Genomic DNA, 21,975 nt, shown 5'->3' on the forward strand with positions numbered 1-21,975 from the left:
GCTCTCACGATGGCACACCGGCCGGCCACCCGGAGCGGCCGGCCCGCTATACCCGTCGACTCCCCGTGTGCCCGGCCTGGCGGCCACGCCCGGCCACAGCCTGGTCCACCGGCCACGGCGGGCTCAGCCGGCGGCGGGCGGCCCGTCGGGATCCGGGCGCCGGGGGCGCCGGTAGGGCCCCGGCTCGACGGGCTGGGGGGAGGCGGCCTTCCTCGCGGCGGGGGCGCTCCTGGCGCCGTCCTCGCCTGACCGGACACGCGGCGCGCGGCGGGCCGAAGAGGCGGATCCGGAGCGCGGGCGCTGCGGCGACCGCGCCGGGCGAGCGTCCCTCGCGCCGTCGGCGCCAGCGCGGGCACCCGCGGACGGGTCTCGTTCCCTCGCGCGCCGGCCGTCTCCACGGCGGCCGTCTCCACGGCGGCCGTCCTTGCCGCCGGCACCTCTGGCGCCTCTGGCGGGGTTGCTCTCCTGAGCGGCGCGGTCGGGGCGACGCGTGGCGCGGGTGCCGGCTGGTGCCTCGCGGCCTCCAGTGCGCGGGCGGCCGGAGCCGCGGCGGCCCTGGCGGGCGCGGCGGGCCTCCCGCCGCTCGCGGGCACGCTCGGCCAGCAGCCGGGCGGCCGCCGGCTCCGAGCGGGCGAACGCGAGCAGCATGCCGATCGAGAGCATGGTCGGCACCAGGGACGAGCCGCCGAACGAGACCAGCGGCAGCGGGATGCCGGTGATCGGCAGCAGCCCGACGACCGCGCCCATGTTCACGACGGCCTGGGTGAGGATCCAGCCCGTCGACCCGGCGGCGGCGAGGCGCACGAACTGGTTGTCGCTACGGTGCGCCACTCGCAGCCCCGCGTAGCCGAAGACGCCGAAGAGGATCACCACGAGCAGGCAACCGAGCAGGCCCAGCTCCTCGCCGATGATCGCGAGGATGAAGTCGGTGTACGAGGCGGGCAGCAGGTCGGGCCACTTCTGCCGGGACGCCCCCAGGCCCTCGCCCCACCAGCCGCCCGAGGCCAGCGCGTAGATCCCGTGGACGGCCTGCCAGCCGGTGGTCTGGGCCTTGTCGAACGGGTCTCGGTAGGACAACAGCCGCTCCAGCCGGTACGGCGAGATCACGGCGAGGATGGTGCCCACGACCCCGATCGCGCCGAGCAGGCCGCCGAAGACCCGGCCGGGCGTGCCCACCACCCACAGGACGACGAACAGCACCGAGAAGACGACGATTGTCGTGCCCATGTCGGGCTGCAGCATGATCAGGCCGCCGACCAGCGCCGTCACCGGCACGATCGGAATGATCAGGTGTTTCCAGTCGCCGAGCAGCCGGCGCTTCCTGGTCAGCAGGTCGGCCGACCAGAGCACCAGCGCGAGCTTGGCCAGCTCGCTCGGCTGCAGGCTCAGCGAGCCGAGGCCGAGCCAGCGCTGGGCGCCGTTGGACGACACCCCCAGCGGCGAGAGCACCGCCAGGAGAAGCAGCAGGGTGAGCGCCATCAGCGGATACGAGACCCGGCGGAAGACCCGCGCCGGCATCCGGCTCGCGGCGAGCAGCACAGGCAGGCCGATGCCCATCCAGGTGGCCTGCCGGACGAAGATCGTATAGGAGGAGCCAAATGCCTCGTACGAGCGCACGTTCGACGCCGAGAGCACCATGACCAGGCCGAGCAGCAGCAACAGCCCGGCCGACGAGCCGAGCAGGTAGTAGGAGGCCAACGGCCGCTCCAGCAGCGGCAGCTTCGCCAGCGCCGAGCCCTGGGCATCGAGGTCCGGCACCGGGCGCAGCAGGGGCCGCCGTTGTCCGGGCCGAAGCGCGACGGCCCTGGCCGCGCCGCTCCTGGCCGCGCCGGCCCGATCGGCCGAGCTGCCAGCCGCGTCGCCGCTCGGTGAGCGCCGCCGCGGCGGCCGGCCGGTCTCCTCGCCGGCCGGGCGCGTCGGGGCCGGCGTCTCACGAACCCGGGAACCCGATCCGGACGGCGCCCCGGGACGGCGCACGGCCGGCGCCATCGCGTCACGCAGGTTGGTCGCCCGCCTCCCCGACGCGGCCGGCGGGCCGCCCGCCCCTGGCGCCCCGGGCGGCTTGTCCCGAGTGCCGGCACGCACATCCCGGGACTGTCCCTGTCCCTGTCCCTGTCCGTCGCGCCGCGCCGGGCGAGCCTGGCCGCCGGCGGGGCCCTCGTCACCGGCGGAGGCGCGGGGGCGCGTGGCCGACCCGGCCCGCGGCGCGCCGGCGCGGGTGGCCACGGTGGGTCTGGCACGGGCGCGTTGGCCGGACGCCGAACCGGAGCCGGAACCGGCTCCGCCGGACCCGGCACCCGACCTGGAGCTCGGCGCCTCGCGCACGCTGCCGCCAGCCTCCTCGACTCCGTCGCTGCGGGGATCGGCCCCGCGGCCCCCGGCCCTATCTTTCCGGGGTAACGGTCCCCCGGGCCCTGCGGCGACTGGCCGCCGCGGCGATCAGATCGCCACGTTCGGCGCAGTCATGGAACATGTCCAGCGAGGCGGCGGCGGACGCGGGCAGGACCGTGTCGCCCGTCCCAGCCGGACGCGCCGCGGCCTCCACCGCATCGTCCATGCCCGTGGCCCTTTCCACGGGGACATCGGGGGCGTGTCGGGCGAGAGCCGTCATGATCTCGCCCGCCTGACGCCCGATCAGGAGCACGGCACCCGGCCGGTCCCCGGGCCGGCGGCGGCTCACCGGCCTCGCGGCCCCGCGCTCACAGGCTGCCGCCATGAGAGAGGAACTCGGCGTAGAACAGACCGAGCCCGAACGCGACCGCGAGCCCGGAGACGATCCAGAACCGGATGATCACGGTCGTCTCCGGCCAGTCGGCGAGCTCGAAGTGGTGATGGATCGGCGCCATGTTGAACACGCGTTTCCTGGTCAGCTTGAAGCCCGCGACCTGCACGATGACCGACACCGTCTCGATGACGAACAGCCCGCCGAGGACGAACAGCAGCAGCTCGGTGCGGCTGACGATCGCGATGCTGGCGAACGCGCCGCCGAGCGCGAGCGAGCCGGTGTCCCCCATGAAGATCTTCGCCGGGCTGGCGTTCCACCACAGGAAGCCGAAGCAGGAGCCCATCGCCGACGCCGCGACCAGCGCGACGTCGAGCGGGTCGCGCACGAGGTAGCAGCCGGCCTCCAGGTTGCCCGGCTCGCACAGGTTGCCGAACTGCCAGAACGAGATCACCACGTAGGCGCCGAAGACCATCGCCGACGTGCCGGCCGCGAGCCCGTCGAGGCCGTCGGTCAGGTTCACCGCGTTCGACGTCGCCGCGATGACCATCCAGGCGAGCAGCGGGAAGCCGACGATGCCGATGGAGATGTCGGTGTCCCGGATGACGGAGATGAACGTGGAGCCGGGCAGGAGCCCGTTCGCGTTCTTGAACCGCACGGCCAGCAGGCCGAACGCGAGCGCGACGATCGCCTGGCCGGCGAACTTCGTCCGCGCGGTCAGGCCGAGGCTGCGCTGCTTGCGGATCTTGATGTAGTCGTCGAGGAAGCCAACCCCGCCGAGTCCGGTCATCACCATCAGCACCAGCAGGCCGGACGCGGTGAACCCGGCGCCGGTGACCAGGTGCGTGACGAAATAGCCGATCAGCGTGGCGGTGACGATGACGGTGCCGCCCATGGTCGGCGTCCCGCGCTTCTTCAGGTGGGTCGACGGGCCGTCCTCGCGGATCTCCTGGCCATACCCCTGGCGGCGGAAGAGCCGGATCACCCACGGCGTGCCGAGCAGCGACACCACCAACGCGACCGAGGCCGCGACAAGAACACCCCTCACCCGTGGCCGCCCCGGTCGGCGGCCCTCGGGGCTGCCGGCGCGTCCTGTGGCCCGCGGGCCCTGCTAAACACCCTTTCCCACGTCCCCTCGATCACGGCGTCTCTTCCGCCGTCTGTGCCTTCCTGTCGCCCCCGCGAGCCCGGCCCGATCGCCGACCTCCCAGCAGACCTTCCAGATATTCGTTTCCGGACCTCCCAGATCACGACCTCCCAGATCGGCTTCCGGACCTCCCAGATCGACTACGCAAGCTCCGTCGATCTGGCAGGAACCCCGGATCCGGCAGGGACCCCGTCCGCAAGCTCCGTCGATCCGGCAGGGACCCCGGATCCGGCGGGAACCCTGTCATCCCTCCGGCCGGTCCGCGGCGCCGGCTCACCGGCCGTCGCCCCGGCCGTCGCCCCGGCCGTGCTGGTCGCCACGAGGCTCGGCGAGCACCCGCGCGAGCCGCTCCAGCCCGTAGGACCGGCTGGCCTTGACCAGCACGACGTCACCGGCACGCAGGCCGGCCCCTGCGAGGTGGTCAGCCGCCTCGTCGAGGCCGCTGACCCAGGCGGCTCGCGCGCCGGCCGCCGCGGCGGCCTCGGCGAGCGGGCGGGCCACCTCGCCGACGGCCAGCACCTGGTCGATCCCGAGCTCGGCGGCGAACCGGCCCAGCTCGGCGTGCGCGTCGTCCGCCGCGGCGCCGAGCTCCCCCATCGGGCCGAGCACGGCCCACGTCCGACGGCGCCGGGCTCCGCCGGGCGCGGCGTCCGGGTCCGTGACCGGGTCGACCTGGTCCGGCGAGACGCGGCCGAGGTCGACGAGCGCGCGCAGGGCGACGCGCATCGACTCCGGGTTGGCGTTGTAGGCGTCATTGACGATGACCAGCCCCGCCGGAGTGGTCGTCACCTCCATGCGCCAGCGGCTGCGCGGCCGAGCGGCGGCGAGCGCCGCGGCCGCGGCGGCGGGCGTCATCCCGACGGCGCCCGCGGCGGCGGCCGCGGCCAGCGCGTTGCTCACCTGGTGGGCGCCGACCAGCGCGAGCGCCACCCGGTGGCGCTCGCCGTCGGCGAGCAGGTCGAACGAGGCCTGGCCAGCATGATCGATCTCGACCCGCTCGGCGCGCACGTCGGCGTCCGGCGCGAGGCCGAACGTCACCACCCGGCCCGTCGCCCGAGCCCGCATGGCCGCGACCAGCGGGTCGTCGGCGTTGAGCACGACCGTGTCGGTCGCGGCCTCGGCGAGCTCGCCCTTGGCCTGGGCGATGCCGGCGCGCCCGTCGGCGTACTCGCCGACATGCGCCGAGCCGACGTTCAGCACCAGCCCGACGTGCGGCCGGGCGATCTCGCACAGCGCCGCGATGTGGCCGATCCCGCGGGCGCCCATCTCCAGGGCGGCGTACTCGGTGCTCTCCTCGAGGCGCAGCAGCGTCAGCGGCAGCCCGATCTCGTTGTTGAACGAGCCGGGCGGGGCGATCGTCGGGCCGAGCGCTCCGAGCAGGTCGGCGAGAAGGTCCTTGGTGGTCGTCTTGCCGGACGAGCCGGTGACCGCCAGCACCGCGGCCTTCGCGAGGTCCCGGACATGCCCGGCGAGAGCCGCCAGCCCGGCCGCCGGGTCGGCCACCAGCACCGCCGGGACGCCTGCCGGGCGGGCCGCGAGCACCGCCACCGCCCCGGCGGTCACCGCGGTCGCGGCGAAGTCGTGCCCGTCGGCCCGCTCGCCCGGCAGCGCGACGAACAGCGCCCCCGGTTGCGCCAGCCGCGAGTCGACGACCACCGAGGTGACGAGCGCGGAAGGGTCGGCGCCACCGTCGAGGCGGCCGCCGGTGGCCGCCGCCACCTCGGCGAGCGTCACCGGGATCACCGGCGCACCCCCGGTGATCCCGTGCCCGCGCCGCCGGCGGTCCCGCCAGCGCCGGCCGGGCCGCCGGGCGCCGCGGCGATCGCGGCGGCGAGCGACTCGCGGTCGTCGAACGGGGTCACCACGCCGTGCTGCTCCTGCCCGCGCTCGTGGCCCTTGCCGGCGACGACGACCGCGTCGCCGGGGCCGGCCTCGGCGACCGCGGCGGCGATCGCCTCGGCCCGGTCGGGGATGACGGTGACCTTCGCCGCCACCGTGCCCCCGGCCTGGGCGGCGCCCGCGCTCATCTGGGCGAGGATCTCCGCCGGGTCCTCGGAGCGTGGGTTGTCGTTGGTGAAGAACGCGAGGTCGGCCAGCCGCGCCGCCGCGGCGCCCATCAGGGGGCGTTTGGCCCGGTCCCGGTCACCGCCGCAGCCGAGGACGACGATCAGCCGGCCGGTGACCAGGCCACGCACCGACGTGAGCACGGTCTTCACCGCGTCCGGGGTGTGCGCGTAGTCGACCAGCGCGAGGTAGGGCTGCCCGGCCTCCACCCGTTCCATCCGGCCGGGGACGCCGGGGAGCTCCCCGATCCCGGCGGCGGYCGCCTCGGCCGGAACCCCGGCGGCGACGAGCAGCGCGAGCGCGCCGAGGGCGTTGGCGACGTTGAACCGCCCGGGCAGCGGGACCTGGACCGGAACCTCCAGCCCGCCGGGCCCCCGGGCGGTGAATGTGCTGCCCCGCTCGCCGATGGCCAGGTCGTCCGGCCACCAGTCGGCGGGCGGCTCGAGCGCGTAGGTGACGGCTCCGGGGATCCGGGCGGCGAGCTCGGCCCCCCAGGCGCCGGCCGCCGCGTCGGTACCGATGACGGAGACGGCGGACCGCTCCGGCTCGAACAGCTTCGCCTTCGCCTCGAAGTAGTCCCGCATCGTCGGGTGGTAGTCGAGGTGGTCCTGGCTGAGGTTGGTGAACAGCGCGCCCGCGAAGCGCAGCCCGTCGACGCGGTGCTGGGCCAGCGCGTGGCTGGAGACCTCCATCGTCGCCGCCGTGACTCCGCGCTCGACCATCACCGCGAACAGCGCCTGCAGGTCGGCGGACTCCGGGGTGGTGCGCACCGAGTCGATCCGCTCGTCGCCGACGCGGGTCTCGACGGTGCCGAGCAGCCCGGTGCGGTGGCCGGCGGCCCGCAGGCCCGCGTCGACGAGGAACGCCGACGTGGTCTTGCCGTTGGTCCCGGTGATGCCGAGCAGGGTGAGCTGGCGTGACGGCTGGCCGTAGAGCCAGTCGGCGACCTGGGCGAGGTCGCGGCGCGGGCTCGCGGTCACGACCACCGGCACGGCGGCGGCGTCACCGAGCATCGCCGCGCCCGCCGGGTCGGTGAGGACCGCTTCGGCGCCCGCGGCGAGGGCGGCGGCGGCGAACGCGGCCCCGTGCGCGTGGGCACCGGGCAGCGCGGCGTACAGGTCGCCGCGGCGCACGGCGCGGGAGTCGTGGGTGACACCGCGCAGCACGGCGTCGTCGGCGGCGAGGACCGGGGCACCGGGCGCGCCGGCGGACGCGAGCCTCCCGAGGCCGGCGAGCAGACCGCGCAGCTCGGTGAGCGTCCGCGCCGGCGAGTGGGCCGGGCGCAGGGCCGGAGAGGTCACGCTGTCGACCTTAGTAGGGCACCTGACGACGCCCGACGCCTGCCGTGGGTGTCGCCGCGTGGCCGTGTCGGCAGCCCTGAGAAAGCCGGTCGCCGGGCACGCGAAGGAAGAGCGTTCTCGTACATCCTTTGCCCCTCCAACGCGCGCTCATCGCTTCGGCCGCCCGCTCATCCGGTTGGCGGCGAGCCGCCCGCCGCCGGGTTCGTCCCCTGGACGGCGGCATCCGCCGGGGACCCGCCTGGTGGAGGCGCCACGCCGCCGGCGGCCTCACCGGCCCCGCCGGCCGTTGTCTGGCCGGTGGCCTCCCCGTCGGCGGCGGCGCCGGGCTGGGTAAGCGGCAGGTGGGGCGCCGCGGCGCCGGCCGGCGGCACGCCCAGCGTGGCGAGGGTGAAGGTCATCACCTTCTGGAACGCCGGCGCCGCGGCGACACCGCCGAAGTGCTCCACCTTCGGGTTGTCCAGGACGACGGCGATCACGACCCGCGGGTGGTCGGCCGGGGCGTAACCGATGAACGAGGAGACGTAGCTTCGCCCGTCCTTGCCGAGGTAACAGCCGCAGGACGGGACGATCTGGTAGGCGGTGCCGGTCTTGCCCGCGACCCGGTAGCCGGGCACGGCGGCGGCGGGCGCGGTGCCGTGCGTCGTGATGACCTGCTCGAGCATGTCGGACAGCGTGCGCGCGGTCTGCTCGCTCACGACCCGCACGCCGGGCGCCCGCGGAGTCGGGACCATCGCGCCGCCGCTCGGGCCGATCGCGTCGACCAGCCGCGGCGTCATCCGCACCCCGCCGTTGGCGATCGTCGCGTAGACCGACGCCATCTGCAGGGCCGTCACGCTCATCCCCTGGCCGAAGGCGATGGTGGCCGCCTGCGAGGTCGACCACTTCGTCGACGGGGCGAGCTGCCCGCCGCTCTCGCCGGGGAAGCCGAGCGCGGTGGGCTGGCCGAGGCCGAAGTCGCGCATCGTCGCCTCGAGGCCCACGGCGCCGACTTTCTCCGAGATCAGCACGGTGCCGATGTTGCTGGAGTGCGCGAGCACGCCAGCGGCGGTGAGCTGCAGCGTCCCGTGCGTCTCCGAGTCGCCGATCGACGAGCCGCCGCGGCGGATGCTCGGGGGGACCGTGACCGGGGTCGTCGGGGTGATCAGGCCGCGGTCGAGCGCGGCGGCCATCGGGATGACCTTTTCCACGCTGCCGGGCTCGAACGCGAACCCGGTGGCTCGATTGCCGAGCACGTCCTGATTGGCCTTGCCGACGTTGTTCGGGTCGAAGTCGGGCGAGTCGGCCATCGCGAGGATGTCCCCGGTGCGCGGATCCAAGATCACGATGGTGCCGGCGGCGGCCTGGTTCTCGCGCACCGCGTCGGCGATCGCCGTCTGCGCCTCCCACTGGATGTCGGTGTCCAGGGTGAGCCGCAGGTCGGAGCCCTCGACGGGAGCCTTCTCGCTGTTGCCCGCCGACGGGATCTCCCGGCCGGCCGGGTCGGTCTCCAGCCGGCTGACGCCGTCCTTGCCGCGCAGCACGCTGTCATAGGCGAGCTCGATCCCGCCGTTGCCCACCAGCAGGTCGTTGTCGCCGAAGCGGGTGTAACCGACGACGCCCCCCGCCACCGTGTCGTTCGGGTAGACCCGGCGGCGCTCGTCGAGCACGCCGACGCCCTTGAGCTTCAGCTTCGTTACCTTCGCCTCGACGTCGGGGTCCAGCCCTCTGGCGATGTAGACGAACAGCAGCTTGCGGTCCCGGGTGATCCGCTTCTCGATCGCGTCCTTCGGCAGCCCGACCAGAGGAGCGAGCTTCGCGGCGACGGCGGCGGGGTCGTCGATGACGCTGGGGTTGGCGTACACGGAACGCGCGTCGATGTCCTGGGCGAGCGTCGCCCCGTGCCGGTCGGTGATCTCGCCCCGGACCGCCGGCAGCGTGACCTCGTGCATCCGCTGCTGCTCCGCCTGACGGGCGTAGGTGCCGGCGTTGAAGCCCTGCAGCTGGGTCAGCCGAATGGCGAGCACGAGCAGCACCAGCACCAGCACGACGACGCCGATGCGCAGCCTGCGCCGCGAGCTGGCCAGCGCGCGCCGGCGCGGCCCGCGCGCGGGCCGGCGCCGCGGCCGCTGGTCACCGGGAACCCGGCGCCCGGTGGCCGCCCGCGCCGCCGCCGCGCGGGCCGCGGCCGTGCGCGCGTGGTCGCTCCTGGTCGGCCGGCCGGCACGCGCGGAGCCGGTCCGCGTCCCCTCCGTCACCAGCCGCAGGCGTGTGCGGCCCCCGGGCGGCAGGAGCGTGGAGCTCACCGCCCGGAGGTCCCCGCGCCGGAGGGCTGCCCGGCCGCCCCGTCGGCGGCCGGCTGCCCCTGCTCCTGTCCCTGGCTGGCCGGGGTCGCGGTCGCGGCCGGCTGGCCCGGCGCCGGGACGACGTAGAGGATGACGCCGCCGTTCGCGTCCCCGCCGCCGGCGACCACCCGGGCGCCAGACGGCAGCGGGGCGCCAGGCGGCCGGTACTCGGGCAACTCGCCGGGCGCCATCCCGAGGGCCTGCGCCCGCGCGGCGAGCGCGCCCGGCGCCGACAGCCGGTCGGACTGGACCGAGAGTGCCTCCTCCTCGTCCGCGAGCGCGGAGGAGGTGCTCTGCAGCGAGTGCTCCTGGAACGCGTTCTCACTGAGCGAGGTGTTCAGCAGCAGCAGGCAGACGAGCCCGCTGCCCATGAGTACGAGCAGCAGGATCACGAACGGGGCCCGAGGCGCCCGCTGCGACCGGGCGGCCTTGGCCCGGGCTCGCGCCAGCGCCGTCGGTCCCGGCGCCGGGGTGGCCCGCGGCCCGGGCCTGGCGGCTGGCCGCGCCGCCGGCGCGGCGGCGGCGGCCGACTGCCCCACGCGGCGGGGTCGCGGCTGGCGTGCCGGTGGCTGGCGAGCCGGGCGCGGCGCCGGAGCCGGGGCAGGGGACGACTGCGGTGCCAACGCGGTCGCGCCGGCCGACATCGGCAGCTGTTCGTCGTTCGGCGCGGCGGTCATGAGGTTCCTCCCCTGAAGCTTCCCGTTCTTCCCGTGGCGGTGGCCGGGCGTCTTCCTGCGGCGGCTGGGCGGACCCGCTCGGCGGCGCGCAGCCGGGCGGACGCGGACCGCGGGTTCGCCGTCACCTCCTCCTCGGACGCGGCCTGCGACCCACGGGTGAGCAGCCGGAAGGTCGGCTCGGCCTCGGGGGGTACCACCGGCAGGTCGGGTGGTACCTGGCTGGTGGTCACCTCCACCAGCGCCCGCTTCACCATCCGGTCCTCCAGTGAGTGGTAGGCGAGCACGGCGATCCGGCCACCCACCGCGAGCCGGTCGAGCGAGGCGGGCAGGGCCCGGTCCAGCACGTCCAGCTCGCCGTTGACCTCGATGCGCAGCGCCTGGAACGTGCGCTTGGCCGGGTTCCCGCCCGTGCGCCGCGCCGCCGCCGGGATCGCCGCGCGCACCAGCTCGACGAGCCGGGCCGAGGTGGTGAACGGCTGTCTGGCCCGTTCGGCCGCCACCGCGGCGGCGATCCGCCGGGCGAACGGCTCCTCGCCGTAGCGGCGCAGCACCCGGGCGAGCGATGCCTCGTCGTAGGTGTTGAGGATGTCGGCCGCGGTGCGCGGGCCTGTCGTGTCCATCCGCATGTCCAGGGGGGCGTCCCGCGAGTAGGCGAAGCCGCGGTCGTCGGTGTCCAGCTGCAGCGAGGAGACGCCGAGGTCGAACAGCACCGCCTGCACGGCCCGGATGCCCAGGCCGTCCAGCACGTCCGGCAGCTCGTCGTAGACGGCGTGCGCGAACTCGACCCGCCCGGCGGCGAAGTCGAGCCGGTCGCGACTGGCGGCCAGCGCCTGCGGGTCACGGTCCAGGCCGACCAGCCGCAGCTCGGGCAGCTCGCGCAGCAGCGCCTCGGCGTGCCCGCCGAGGCCGAGGGTGGCGTCGACGGCGACGGCGCCAGGCTGGCGTAACGCCGGGGTGAGCAGCGCGCGGACCCGGTCCAGCAGGACCGGGATGTGGCTGGCCTGCACCGCTCGCCGCCCTTCTCGACTGGACCCTTCCTGACCGGTCCCTCGCGGCCGGGGCGCCCAGCGGACGGAGCACGCACGCACGCGACTGCCCGTGTCGACGCCATCCGGTGGGATGGCCGAGGGCCGCTGGGCGCGTACCGGAGGCGGCGCACCCGCGGGAGGAACGAGCAGGTTCGGCGTGCGCCCAGGTCCCGCCCCGCCGGGCCGCCGGGCGCCGGGGAAGTGGCGCCCGGAGGCAGGCGGGGGGAGAACTCGACACGCGACGGCCGTCTGTTCCGCTTGTTGAGGGTTCCGCTGGCTGAGGCCACCGGGGGGCGGGGTCACCCGTCGGGTCACCTGGTCGCGTCCTCGCCGGCCAGCCGGGCCCGCCGCGGGTCGGGGCCGCGGGCCGCGGGGAGCACCCAGAGGTGCGGGTGCTCCTGGAGCTTGGTATTGCGAGCGTCCCTGGGCAGCACGTGCCCTGGAGCGCTATATGACGCCGGGCAGCACCTCCTCGGACAGCTCCGCGAAGCTCTCCTCCTGCTCGGTCAGGTAGGTCGTCCACCGCTGCGCGTCCCAGATCTCGACCCGGGTGTTCGCACCGTTGACGACGCAGTCGCGGGCCAGCCCGGCGTACTCACGCAGCGCCTGCGGGATGTTGATCCGGCCCTGTCTGTCGGGAACGTCATCGCTCGCCGAGGAGAAGAAGACCCGGCTGTAGTCGCGCAACGACTTCGTCGTAACCGGCGCAGTACGCAGCGACTCGCTGATTCTGGAGAACTCGGCCAGGGGGAACACATAAAGACAGCGTTCCTGCCCTTTGGTAATCACGAGCCCTCCCTCCAGCTCCTCACGGAACTTCGCGGGCAGCGTGAGCCGGCCCTTGTCGTCCAGGCGCGGGGAGTGGCTACCGAGAAACACCGGCGCCCCTCCTCGCTCACCAGCACGGGGTCATGCGCCGCGGCCGACGGTCTCCCCACAGATCCCGCTCATCGGTCCCGCAAACAGCCCATCAGTCCGTCGTCGTTCCCCCACTGCGCGCCACTGTACCCCACTATCCCCCACCCGACACCCCCGCGACACCCCGAGGAGGTGGCTTCCCCCACCGCGCCGCGGGGCTGGCACGACGCCGTTCCGCGTGCCCTCCGGCTCCCGGGAGGACCAGGCTCCGCACAGCGAAGAAGTGCGCCAATTCGACGGACGTAAAGGCGGCACAATCTGGTCACGGGCCATCACCGTCACCGATAGGGCGCACAGGTGCCACACAGGTTCCGTGATGGAGTCCACCGACATGGGYGGAGCCAGGACGGCGCGCCAGAAGTGCGCCAGAAGTGTCGGGACTTCCCGGCGCCATCCCGCGTTCCCATCGTCCCGGCAGGTTCCGGGTAGGGCGGGAAGGTTGTTGTTGGTTCGCTCCGTGCGGGCGGCGCGCTACGGCGACCTCCGCGCCAGCTCGGTCGCGTGCCGCTTGGACGTCACGAGTCCAAGACCGGTCCCGACCGGAACCAGCGCCCCATGGCGTCGGCCACTGGTGTCACTACGGCGCACCACGCGACCACGCACGGGCGCGAGGCGCCTCCCCCGGATGACGGTTTGACGCCCCTTGCACGCAAGGATGGCCCGTTGGGATGTCACACTCGGGAATGGAGAGCTCCCGCCGGGGGCCGGACCGATCCGTTGATCCCGGAGGAGGGCCTTAGGTGGCTACGGAGCCAGGAGTCCTGCACTGGCGCGACCCGGCTGGCGATCTCGGCCAGCTGGCAGACGTGGCCGACCGGATCCAGCATTCGGTGGCCGCGGTGATCGACGGCAAGCCCGAGGCGATCAGAGCCGCGCTCGTCGTGCTGCTGGCCGAGRGCCACCTGCTCATCGAGGACGTGCCCGGCGTCGGCAAGACGATGCTGGCCAAGGCGCTCGCCCGCTCGATCGACGCGCGGGTGCGCCGCATCCAGTTCACCCCGGACCTGCTGCCCGGTGACGTCACCGGGGTGAGCGTCTACAACCAGGGCACCCGCGACTTCGAGTTCCGCCCCGGCCCGGTGTTCGCGAACATCGTCGTCGGCGACGAGATCAACCGCGCCGAGCCGAAAGCCCAGTCCGCGCTGCTGGAGTGCATGGAGGAGCAGCAGGTCACCGTCGACGGCGTCAGCTACCGGCTGGAGTCACCGTTCATGGTGATCGCCACCCAGAACCCGGTGGAGATGGAGGGCACCCGGCCGCTGCCCGAGGCGCAGCGCGACCGCTTCACCGCCCGGATCTCGATGGGCTACCCGTCGCCCGCCGCCGAGTTCTCGATGCTCGACAACCATGGCAACGCCGATCCGCTGGCGGACGTCGTCCCGGTCACCTCCGCCGCCGAGATCGCCAAGATGAGCTCCCTGGTGCGCGGGGTGCACGTCGCCGATGAGGTCCGCCAGTACGTCGTGGAGCTGGTGGGCGCCACCCGCCGTCATCCCGAGATCATGCTCGGCGCCTCCCCGCGCGCGGCGCTGCACCTGATCCGCACGGCCAGGGCCGCGGCCGCGCTCGACCGCCGGTCGTTCGTCCTGCCCGACGACATACAGGCGCTGCTGGTGCCGGTGCTCGCCCACCGGCTGCTGCTGCGCCCGGAGCTGGCGATGTCCGGCGACCCGGTCGTCGACATCGCCGCCCGGCTGCTCGCGGACATCGTCGCCCGCACGCCGATCCCCCGTCCCGGCCCGGCCGCCAGGCCGCCGCGACGCGGGCACTGACGGACCGCGGTGCGCGACCTCGCCGCCGCCCTGCGCGGACTGACCGTCCGCGGCCGCTCGTTCCTGGCCGCGGGCGGTGCCTGCGCCGTCTCCGCGCTGGTGCTCGGCGAGCAGGACCTGCTGCGGGTGGCTCTTCTACTGGTGCTGCTGCCGCTGTCGGCCGCCGTGTTCGTCTCCAGGACGCGCTACCGGCTCGCCTGCACCCGACGGATCGACCCGCCTCGGGTCGCCGCCGGCCGGACCGCGCAGGTGCATGTCCGGCTGGACAACATGARCAGGCTGCCCACGTCGGTGCTGCTCGTCGAGGACCGGGTACCGGAGGCGCTCGGCGCCCAGGCCCGTTTCGTCCTCGACCGGATCGAGCCGGGCGGCACCAGGGACCTGTCCTACGAGCTGCGCGCCACGCACCGCGGGCGCTACCAGCTGGGCCCGATGTCGATCCGCCTCGCCGACCCGTTCGGGTTCTGTGAGCTGACCCGCGCGTTCCGCAGCCGCGACGAGCTGGTCGTGACGCCAAAGATCGAGCTGCTGCCCGCCACCCGCGCGGAACCGCACGCCGCGGTCTCCACGCGGCGTCGCTCCGCACTGCACGGCGAGGACGAGGTCACCACCCGGCCCTACCGGTCCGGCGACGACCTGCGCCGGGTGCACTGGCGCACCACCGCCCGGGTCGGCGAGCTGATGGTCCGCCGGGAGGAGAAGCCGCGGGTGGGCGGCGCGACGGTGCTGCTCGACGACCATCTGGGGTCGTGGGGCCACTACGTCGGCCCGGGATCACCGTTCGAGTGGGCGGTCAGCGCGGCCGGCTCGATCAGCGCTCACCTGGCACGCAGCGGCTACGGCGTCCGGCTGGTCACCCATCGCGGGCTCGCGGCCGTCGCGGCCGCCGGCAACGTGAACCCGCTGCTCGACGAGCTCTCGACGGTGACTCAGGTCCCGACGTTCGACCCGAACGCGGCGTACGCGGCGGTCGCGGCCGGCGACGGCGGGACGCTGGTGCTCGTCCTCGGGCACACCTCGCCGCCGGTGGCCCGCAAGCTCGGCGCGATGCGGCCGCGCTCGGCGCCGGCCGTCGCCGTGCTCGTCGACCTGTCCCGCTGGGGCCAGGACCCGGCGGCCGCCACCGACCTCGCCGGCTGCGAGCTGGCGTTCACCCGCGCCGGCTGGCGGGTGCTCGTCGCCGGGCGCGGCAGCCGGCTCGCCGACGAGTGGCCGCGGGTGACGATGCCCGCCGTCCGGTACGCGTCCGGCTGGTCGCGCGCCGGCTCCCAGCCGGGCACCCCCTGGCTGGGAGCCGCCCCCTGGGTCGGCCGGAAGGACGGCCGAACCGACGGCCCGGCCAGGACCCCGGAGACCGGGCCGGCAGACGGCGCGGGCGCCACCATCCTGACCGCTGGCGACGGTGTCCCAGGCGGTCGTGCCCGTCCCGGTATCGACGAGCGCCGGCAACGCCGCTGGGCTGGGCGCGACGGCGACAGCGACACTCACGAAGCGCCGCGATGAACGAGGTGCCGCGATGAACGAGGTGCCGCGATGAACGAGGTGCCACGATGACTCGGCCCGCCATGCCCGCCGCCCGCCAGCCGGGCGGCGCGAGCGCCGGCCGCCGGCTCACCACCCTGCTGAGCGCCGGCCACTCCAGCGCGCGGGAGCAGTGGGTGCCCACGGCCGTCGGCGCGTTCGCCTCGGTGATGTGCGCGCTCGCCCTCACACCGCTGTTCCGTGGCCTGTGGTGGTGGTTCGGCCCGGTGCTGCTGGCCGTCCTCGTGGTCGTCGGGCTCGCCGCCCTCGGCCGCCGCGCCGGCCTCGGGCCGTCCGCGACCATCGTCCTGAGCCTCGCCGGTCTCCTGCTCACGCTCACCGGGCTGTGCACGCGCGCGGAGGCCTGGCTCGGCTTCATACCGAACGGCGCGAGCCTCGCGCGCCTGACGGAGCTGATGTCCGACGGCCGAAGCGACATGTCGCGGCTGGCCGCGCCGGTGCCGAGCCGGACGGGCCTGGTCGTGCTGACCGTTCTCGGCGTCGCGCTCGTCGCACTGGTCGTGGACCTGCTGGCGGTCACCGCCCGCCGCCCGACGCTGGCCGGGCTGCCGCTGCTCGGGCTGTTCGCGGTGCCGGCCGCCGTGCTGCCGGGCGGCGTCGGCGTGGTGCCGTTCGCCCTCGGCGTGCTCGGCTTCCTGGCGCTGCTCATGCTCGACGGGCGCACCGTGATCGGGCGGTGGGGACGCCTCGTCACCACCCACGGCCAGGGACGCTCCCAGCTGCTGCTGGGGGGCCTGGCCGGCCGGGTCGCCTTCGGCGCCGTGCTGCTCGCCGTGCTGGTCCCGGTGGTCACGCCATCGCTGAACGGCAACGGCCTGGTCAACCGTGACAAGGGGGCGGCAGGCGGGAACGGCCCAGGAAGCTCGCAGACCAAGGTGAGCCCGCCGATGGCGACGCTCACTCAGCGGCTGCACGACAACCCCGACCGCCCGGTGATGACCGTGCTGCGGCCGAACGACCCGGACGCCTCGCTGCACCTGCGGCAGGTGGCGCTGGACGACTTCGACGGCAGCGCCTTCAACATGCGACAGCTGGAGGCGACCACCGACGACCGCATCGAGCACGGCCTGCCCCGCCCGCCCGCCGGCCTGACCACCAGCGAGACCGTCGCGACGATCTCCATCAGGCCCGGCTACCCGGACGTCTACCTTCCCGTGCCCGGCCTCCCGACGTCGGTCAAGGACCTCACCGGCGACTGGCGGCTCGACCGCGACACCAACACCATCTTCGCCGCCCACGCCAACGCGTCCGGCATCACCTACACCGTCACCGCCGCCGTCCCGACGCCCACCCCCGAGGAGCTCACCGCCGCGGGGCCACGGCCGCAGGATCTCGGCATCGACGTCACGCTGCCGAAGAGCCTCGACCCGAGGGTCGCCGAGCTCGCGCGGCAGATCGCCCAGGGGCGCTCCACCAGCTACGACAAGGTCCGCGCCATCCAGGACTACTTCCGCGGCGGCACCTTCACCTACGACCTGAACGGCGCGCCGACGAACAAGCCGGCGGCACTCGTCGAGTTCCTCTTCGGGAGCAAGCGGGGCTACTGCGAGCAGTTCGCCTCAGCGATGACGGTGCTCGTCCGTTCGCTGGGGATTCCGGCGCGGGTGGCTGTCGGCTTCGTCGACGGCGTCCGCCAGGCCGACGGCAGCCGGCTGATCCGCAACGGCGACGCGCACGCCTGGCCGGAGGTCTGGCTGCCCGGCACCGGTTGGATCGCCTTCGAGCCCACCCCGCGCTCCGACGGCGCCACCCCGCCGCCGAACTACGCGCCCGACCCAGGCCAGGCCCCGGCCGGCCAGGGCACGTCCACCCCGGGCCAGACCCAGCCGGCGACCCCGGCGGCCGGCGGGGACCAGCCGGGCGCGACGCGGAGCGCGGGCCCGGGGGACGAGCCTCAGCCGGCGAACCCCGAGGGCCGGTCGACCGCCGACCTCGCCGATACCCTGCGCCAGACCGACCTCAGCGCGCCGAGGCTGAGCGTGCGGACCGCGAACCCGGCCGCGTTCCAGTTCCTGCGGGAGACGGCGCTGGACACGTTCGACGGCCAGAGTTTCACGTCGGTGCGGCTTCCCGGTGCTGACGACACGGAGCTGGCCGCCGGCCTGCCCGGTCCCGTGGCGGGCGTCGCGACGACCGCGGTCACCGCGACGGTCGCCGTCCACCCCGGCTTCCGCGAGACCGAGCTGCCGGTGCCCGGTGCTCCGACGTCGGTCACCGGGCTCCAGGGCGACTGGTGGCTGAACAAGGCCACCAGCACCCTTTACGCCGCGGTCGGCACGTCGGCCGCCGGCGCCACCTACACGGTCCAGGCCCAGATCCCGGCGCCGACGGCCGCCCAGCGCGCCGCCGTCGGCACGGTGCCCGCCGAGCTGGCCGTCGACAGGGAACTGCCCGCCACCATCGACCCGCGGGTCGCGTCGCTGGCACGGCAGGTGACGGCGAACTACCGCGGCAGCTACGACAAGGCCAACGCGCTCGAGCGCTACCTGCGCGGGCCCGCGTTCACCTACGACCAGGACGCCGTCGCCGGCACGCTCACCGACTTCCTGTTCGGCACGAAACGCGGCTTCTGCGTCGACTACGCGACGGCGATGGCGGCGCTGGCCCGGTCGCTCGACATCCCGGCCCGGGTCGTGACCGGCTTCGCCTTCGGCGTCCCGCAAGCCGACGGCACGCTGCTCTACAAGGATGGCAACAGGCACGCCTGGACGGAGGTCTGGCTGCCCGGTACGGGTTGGATCGGCTTCAACCCGACCCCGGTCGGCGACCTGCGCGGGCTCGGCGACAGCACCTGGGCACCGGGACCCGACCAGCACCAGAGCGAGACCGGGCAACAACCGGCCGCGACCGCGACTCCTGGCGTCGACACTGGCGCCGGTACCGGCAAGGCGGACCAACAGGGTGGGACGGGACACGCGGCGCACATCGCGCTGTGGGTCGGGATCTGGCTGGTGGTGGCCCTCGCCGCGCTCGGTCTGCTGTTCGCGCCGGCCATCGCGCGGCGGGTCATCCGCCGCAGGCGACTGCGGGTGGGCCCGCGGGCGGAGGCGGTCACCGCTGGCACGGCCGGCGACGCGCCCGCCCGGGCGAGCGCGCGGGTGCGGGCCGGCTGGGCGGAGCTGTTGGACGTGTCGACGGACCTCGGCATCCCGCTGCGGCCCAGCGACTCGCCGCGGATGGTGGTCGCGCGGCTGTCCTCCTATCTGTCAGCGGGGCCGGAGGCGGAGGACGACGAGCGGGTGATCGCGGCTCGGGCGGCCCTCAACCGGATCGGCTGGGCCGAGGAGCGGGTCCGCTACGCCCCGCCGGGCACCCCCCTCGGGGAGGGCGCGGACACCATCGGGGCCGACGTGACCACGGCGATCGACACCCTGCTGGCCGTGGCGCCGCGCAGCCGCCGGCTGGTCGCCCAGGTCGCCCCGCCGTCCGTTCTGCGCAGACTGACCCGGTCCGGCGCGTACGCGGCCGACGAGCGCGCCTGGCAACGACGCTCCGCCGATCCGGCCTCGCCGCCGGCGGCGGGTCCGGCTCCCGAACGCGAGTCCGCGGAGCCCCCTGAGCCTGCCGGGCGGTCCTGACCTGGCCATTCCTGACCGAGCCGTTCCTAGCCGGCTGACCTCGCGGCGGTCCACCGTCGGAGGTGTCCCGCCCGCCCGAGCCGCCTGGCGCGGAGGCCGCTGCCGGCCAGGTCAGGATCCGGACACGGGTCGGGCAGTCCCCGGGACCCCACACCCGACGGTTTTGTTTACGCTTGGGTCCACAGGGGTGTCGAGGTTCGGCTGACTCGGGCCTACCGGCCAGAGGCGGCCCAACGGGACGCGACCATGAACTAGAAGCACGCACCCGGGGGCCCGCGTGCCCTCGGGGTACCTATTCGGTGTTACGGCTGGGTACCTAGGATGGCCGGTTGCCTACCGCGCCCGCTCTCGGATGCCTATCCTTGGTTAGGTTCGTCCTACCGGCCGTGGGAGGAGCGTCGATGCCGCTCTCGGAGAACGAGCAGCGCATGCTCGAGCAGATCGAGCGCGCTCTTGTCGAGGACGACCCGAAGTTTGCGAGCACTGTCCGCTCGGCTACTCCGCGTACCTATCTGGTGCGCCGGATTCGCCGCAACGCGGTACTGTTCGTCCTCGGGCTCGCGATGCTGATTGTCGGCGTCGTACTCAGCCAGATGCCGGTCCTGACCGTTGTCCTGGGCATTCTCGGCTTCTCGATCATGCTGGCCGCCGCCTTGCGCGGCTCCGCGGACCTGCGCCGCATGAGCGGCCGGGGCGCCGATCACGGCCGCCGTGGCGCCGGCGGGGCCCCTCGCCGCCGCACCCGGCCCAGCATCACCGAACGCTTCGAGGAACGCTGGCGCCGACGCTGGGAGAATTAGCAGGCGGAGCCGGGCCGGTCAGGGGTTGTGGGGCTTCGGGGCGCGTGGCGGTGGGGGCTGGCGGGGTAGGAGGCTTGCGGGGGCTACGGCGCCCGCGCCGAAGCGGTGGCCGGCGGCGTCGGTGGCCCGGTCGAGCTGGGACCAGGCGGCGGGGCGCTCGTCGATGGCGAGCTGGTGGCCGGTGGCGCCGGCCTCGGTGAGGTTCGCGGCGCGCACACCCACGAGCCGGACCGCTCGCCCGGCTATCCCCGCCTCGCGGAACAGCGCCAGTGCCGTGCGGTAGATCTCCTGGCTGACGTCGGTGGGCTCACGCAGCGTGCGCGCCCTCGTGACCGTCGTGAAGTCCGCGAACCGGATCTTGATTCCGACCGTGCGGGTGGCCCGGCCGCGTGCCCGCAGCCGGCGGGCCACCTGGCCGGACAGGCGCAGCAGCTCACGCGCGAGCTGGTCCGCCTCGGCGACGTCGACGGACAGCGTGTGCTCGGCGCTGACGCTGACCTCGGTCGTGTCCGGGTCGACAGCGCGCTCGTCGCGGCCGTGGGCGAGCGCGTGCAGATGTTGGGCTGCGGCGTCGCCGAGGGCATGGCGCAGAGTGAGCAGCGGGCAGTCGGCGATGTCACCGATGGTGCGCAGGCCGAGCCGGTCGAGCGCCGCCTCGGTGGCCCGCCCGACCCCCCACAGCGCGGACGTCGGCAACGGGTGCAGGAACGCGAGCACATCGCCGGGCGGGACGACGAGCAGGCCGTCCGGTTTGCACCTGGTCGAGGCGATCTTCGCGACGAACATCGTCGGCGCGACGCCCACCGAGCAGGTGAGCCCCTCGTCGGCGAGCACCCTGGCGCGGATCATCCTGGCGATCTCGACGGGGGTCCCGAACAGCCGTCGGGCGCCGGAGACATCGAGGAACGCCTCGTCCACGGACAGCGGCGCCACCAGCGGGGTCACGTCCCGCAGGACCGCCATCACCCGTCGCGAGACCTCCTGGTAACGGTCCCGCTCCGGCGGCAGCACCAGCGCGGACGGGCACAGCCGACGGGCGCGAGCGAGCGGCATGGCGCTGTGGACGCCGTAGGCGCGCGCCTCGTAGGTCGCGGAGAGCACCACTCCGCGCGGGCCGCCGCCGATGATCACCGGCTGGCCGCGTAACTCCGGGCGGCCGAGCAGCGTCACCGCGGCGAAGAACGCGTCCATGTCGACGTGCAGGATGTCGCTGCCCATGGGACCCATCGGGCCGGCCTCGCTGGTCATGGGGCGGCTGGGGCGCGGCGGGCGAGCACGTGCAGCTGGGCGGCCAGGTCGCGATAGGGCGAACGGGCGGACACGGCGGCCTCCAGGTCGGCAAGCTGGTCGGCCCAGGCGGCGGGCGGCTCCCGTTCGCCCTCGCCGCGGGCGGGCGGGGGCGGCGCCGCGAGGTCGGCGAAGACCCGAACGCCGTGGACCGCGACCACCTCGGCGCCGGCCGCGCGCACCAGGGACATGGCCTCCGCGGTGTCGAAGCGGCGGGTGGGCTCCCCCGGCCCCGGCTCGCCCATCGGGTCTGTGAGTATCCGAGCCGCCTCGCCGAACCGGCCGGCGAGCGCCCTGGCGAGCACGGCACCGGGCCGGCCGGCGACAAGCAGGCTCAGCCAGCCGCCGGGGCGCAGCACCCGTACCGCCGCGGCGAGCGCCTGCTCGGGGGCCTCGACCTGGTCCAGGACCGCGTGACAGAGCAGCAGATCGGCGCCACCCGCGGCGGCGACGGCCGGGCCGGCGGCGGAGGCGAGCTCGGCCAGGTCGCCCTGGCGGCCGGTCACGCGGTCGGCGACGCCCGCGTCGGTGGCGCGCCTGGCGAGCGCGGCGAGCGCGTCCTGGCTCGGGTCGACGACCGTGACCCGATGCCCGCGCTGGGCGAGTGGCACGGCGAAGCCGCCGCTGCCCCCGCCGGCATCGACGACGGTGAGCCCCTCGCCGACCGGACCGGAGACGGCGAGGACGTCCGCGAGCGCCCGCCACACGGCCGCGTGCCGTGGGTCCGACGAGGGGACCGGCGGCCGGGCGGCCGTCATCGGGCCGGGAGCGAGAACCCGATGACCACGCCGACGACCAGCCCACCCACGGAGACACCG

Annotated in this window: 15 protein-coding genes; 4 read left to right on the forward strand and 11 right to left on the reverse strand. The window is 74.8% G+C overall.

Annotated features, from left to right (window positions below):
* Positions 1-123: 123 nt before the first annotated feature.
* The 9 genes from ftsW to mraZ all read right to left on the reverse strand — a co-directional run bounded on the left by ftsW (position 124) and on the right by mraZ (position 12,139).
* Entirely contained in the window at positions 124-2,085 is a 1,962-nt protein-coding gene (gene ftsW / locus BL253_RS13630; RefSeq protein ID WP_241834764.1) for a putative lipid II flippase FtsW, read from the reverse strand.
* A gap of 298 nt (positions 2,086-2,383) precedes the next feature.
* Positions 2,384-2,557 (reverse strand): hypothetical protein, encoded by a 174-nt coding sequence (locus tag BL253_RS13635; RefSeq protein ID WP_420801656.1) that lies wholly within the window; start codon positions 2,555-2,557, stop codon positions 2,384-2,386.
* Positions 2,558-2,699: 142 nt separating this feature from the next.
* Positions 2,700-3,770, reverse strand: coding sequence for a phospho-N-acetylmuramoyl-pentapeptide-transferase (mraY, locus tag BL253_RS13640; RefSeq protein ID WP_076816942.1), 1,071 nt, complete (start codon positions 3,768-3,770; stop codon positions 2,700-2,702).
* Positions 3,771-4,142: 372 nt separating this feature from the next.
* Positions 4,143-5,612, reverse strand: a complete 1,470-nt coding sequence (locus BL253_RS13645; protein WP_076816944.1) for a UDP-N-acetylmuramoyl-tripeptide--D-alanyl-D-alanine ligase — start codon at positions 5,610-5,612, stop codon at positions 4,143-4,145.
* On the reverse strand, positions 5,609-7,234 hold the full coding sequence (locus BL253_RS13650; RefSeq protein ID WP_076816946.1) for a UDP-N-acetylmuramoyl-L-alanyl-D-glutamate--2,6-diaminopimelate ligase: 1,626 nt from the start codon (positions 7,232-7,234) through the stop codon (positions 5,609-5,611). Before BL253_RS13650 ends, BL253_RS13645 begins: the two co-directional genes overlap by 4 nt.
* A gap of 167 nt (positions 7,235-7,401) precedes the next feature.
* A complete protein-coding gene (locus BL253_RS13655; RefSeq protein WP_158230355.1) occupies positions 7,402-9,516 on the reverse strand; it encodes a peptidoglycan D,D-transpeptidase FtsI family protein in 2,115 nt (704 codons plus the stop codon).
* Positions 9,513-10,232, reverse strand: coding sequence for a cell division protein FtsL (gene ftsL, locus BL253_RS42255; protein WP_076816948.1), 720 nt, complete (start codon positions 10,230-10,232; stop codon positions 9,513-9,515). The genes BL253_RS13655 and ftsL overlap by 4 nt, the downstream gene beginning before the upstream one ends.
* Entirely contained in the window at positions 10,229-11,239 is a 1,011-nt protein-coding gene (gene rsmH / locus BL253_RS13665; RefSeq protein ID WP_076816949.1) for a 16S rRNA (cytosine(1402)-N(4))-methyltransferase RsmH, read from the reverse strand. The genes ftsL and rsmH overlap by 4 nt, the downstream gene beginning before the upstream one ends.
* 468 nt (positions 11,240-11,707) lie before the next feature.
* Positions 11,708-12,139 (reverse strand): division/cell wall cluster transcriptional repressor MraZ, encoded by a 432-nt coding sequence (mraZ, locus tag BL253_RS13670; protein WP_076816951.1) that lies wholly within the window; start codon positions 12,137-12,139, stop codon positions 11,708-11,710.
* Between the two features lie 779 nt (positions 12,140-12,918).
* Here mraZ and BL253_RS13675 point away from each other — a divergent pair.
* The 4 genes from BL253_RS13675 to BL253_RS13690 all read left to right on the forward strand — a co-directional run bounded on the left by BL253_RS13675 (position 12,919) and on the right by BL253_RS13690 (position 19,870).
* A complete protein-coding gene (locus BL253_RS13675; RefSeq protein WP_076816953.1) occupies positions 12,919-13,950 on the forward strand; it encodes an AAA family ATPase in 1,032 nt (343 codons plus the stop codon).
* Between the two features lie 9 nt (positions 13,951-13,959).
* Positions 13,960-15,453 (forward strand): DUF58 domain-containing protein, encoded by a 1,494-nt coding sequence (locus tag BL253_RS13680; protein WP_081438288.1) that lies wholly within the window; start codon positions 13,960-13,962, stop codon positions 15,451-15,453.
* 47 nt (positions 15,454-15,500) lie between these two features.
* The gene (locus tag BL253_RS13685; protein WP_076816955.1) at positions 15,501-19,070 is read left to right on the forward strand and encodes a transglutaminase TgpA family protein; all 3,570 of its coding nucleotides are present in this window, start codon (positions 15,501-15,503) and stop codon (positions 19,068-19,070) included.
* Between the two features lie 401 nt (positions 19,071-19,471).
* Positions 19,472-19,870, forward strand: coding sequence for a DUF3040 domain-containing protein (locus tag BL253_RS13690; RefSeq protein ID WP_076816957.1), 399 nt, complete (start codon positions 19,472-19,474; stop codon positions 19,868-19,870).
* An 18-nt stretch (positions 19,871-19,888) separates the two neighbouring features.
* Here BL253_RS13690 and dinB read toward each other — a convergent pair whose 3' ends face one another.
* Together dinB and BL253_RS13700 are read right to left on the reverse strand one after the other, a co-directional pair.
* Positions 19,889-21,088 (reverse strand): DNA polymerase IV, encoded by a 1,200-nt coding sequence (gene dinB / locus BL253_RS13695; RefSeq protein WP_241834765.1) that lies wholly within the window; start codon positions 21,086-21,088, stop codon positions 19,889-19,891.
* A gap of 26 nt (positions 21,089-21,114) precedes the next feature.
* Positions 21,115-21,915, reverse strand: coding sequence for a methyltransferase domain-containing protein (locus tag BL253_RS13700; protein ID WP_076816961.1), 801 nt, complete (start codon positions 21,913-21,915; stop codon positions 21,115-21,117).
* Between the last annotated feature and the right edge of the window lie 60 nt (positions 21,916-21,975).

The organism is Pseudofrankia asymbiotica, from assembly GCF_001983105.1.
Taxonomy (GTDB): Bacteria; Actinomycetota; Actinomycetes; order Frankiales; family Frankiaceae; genus Pseudofrankia; species Pseudofrankia asymbiotica.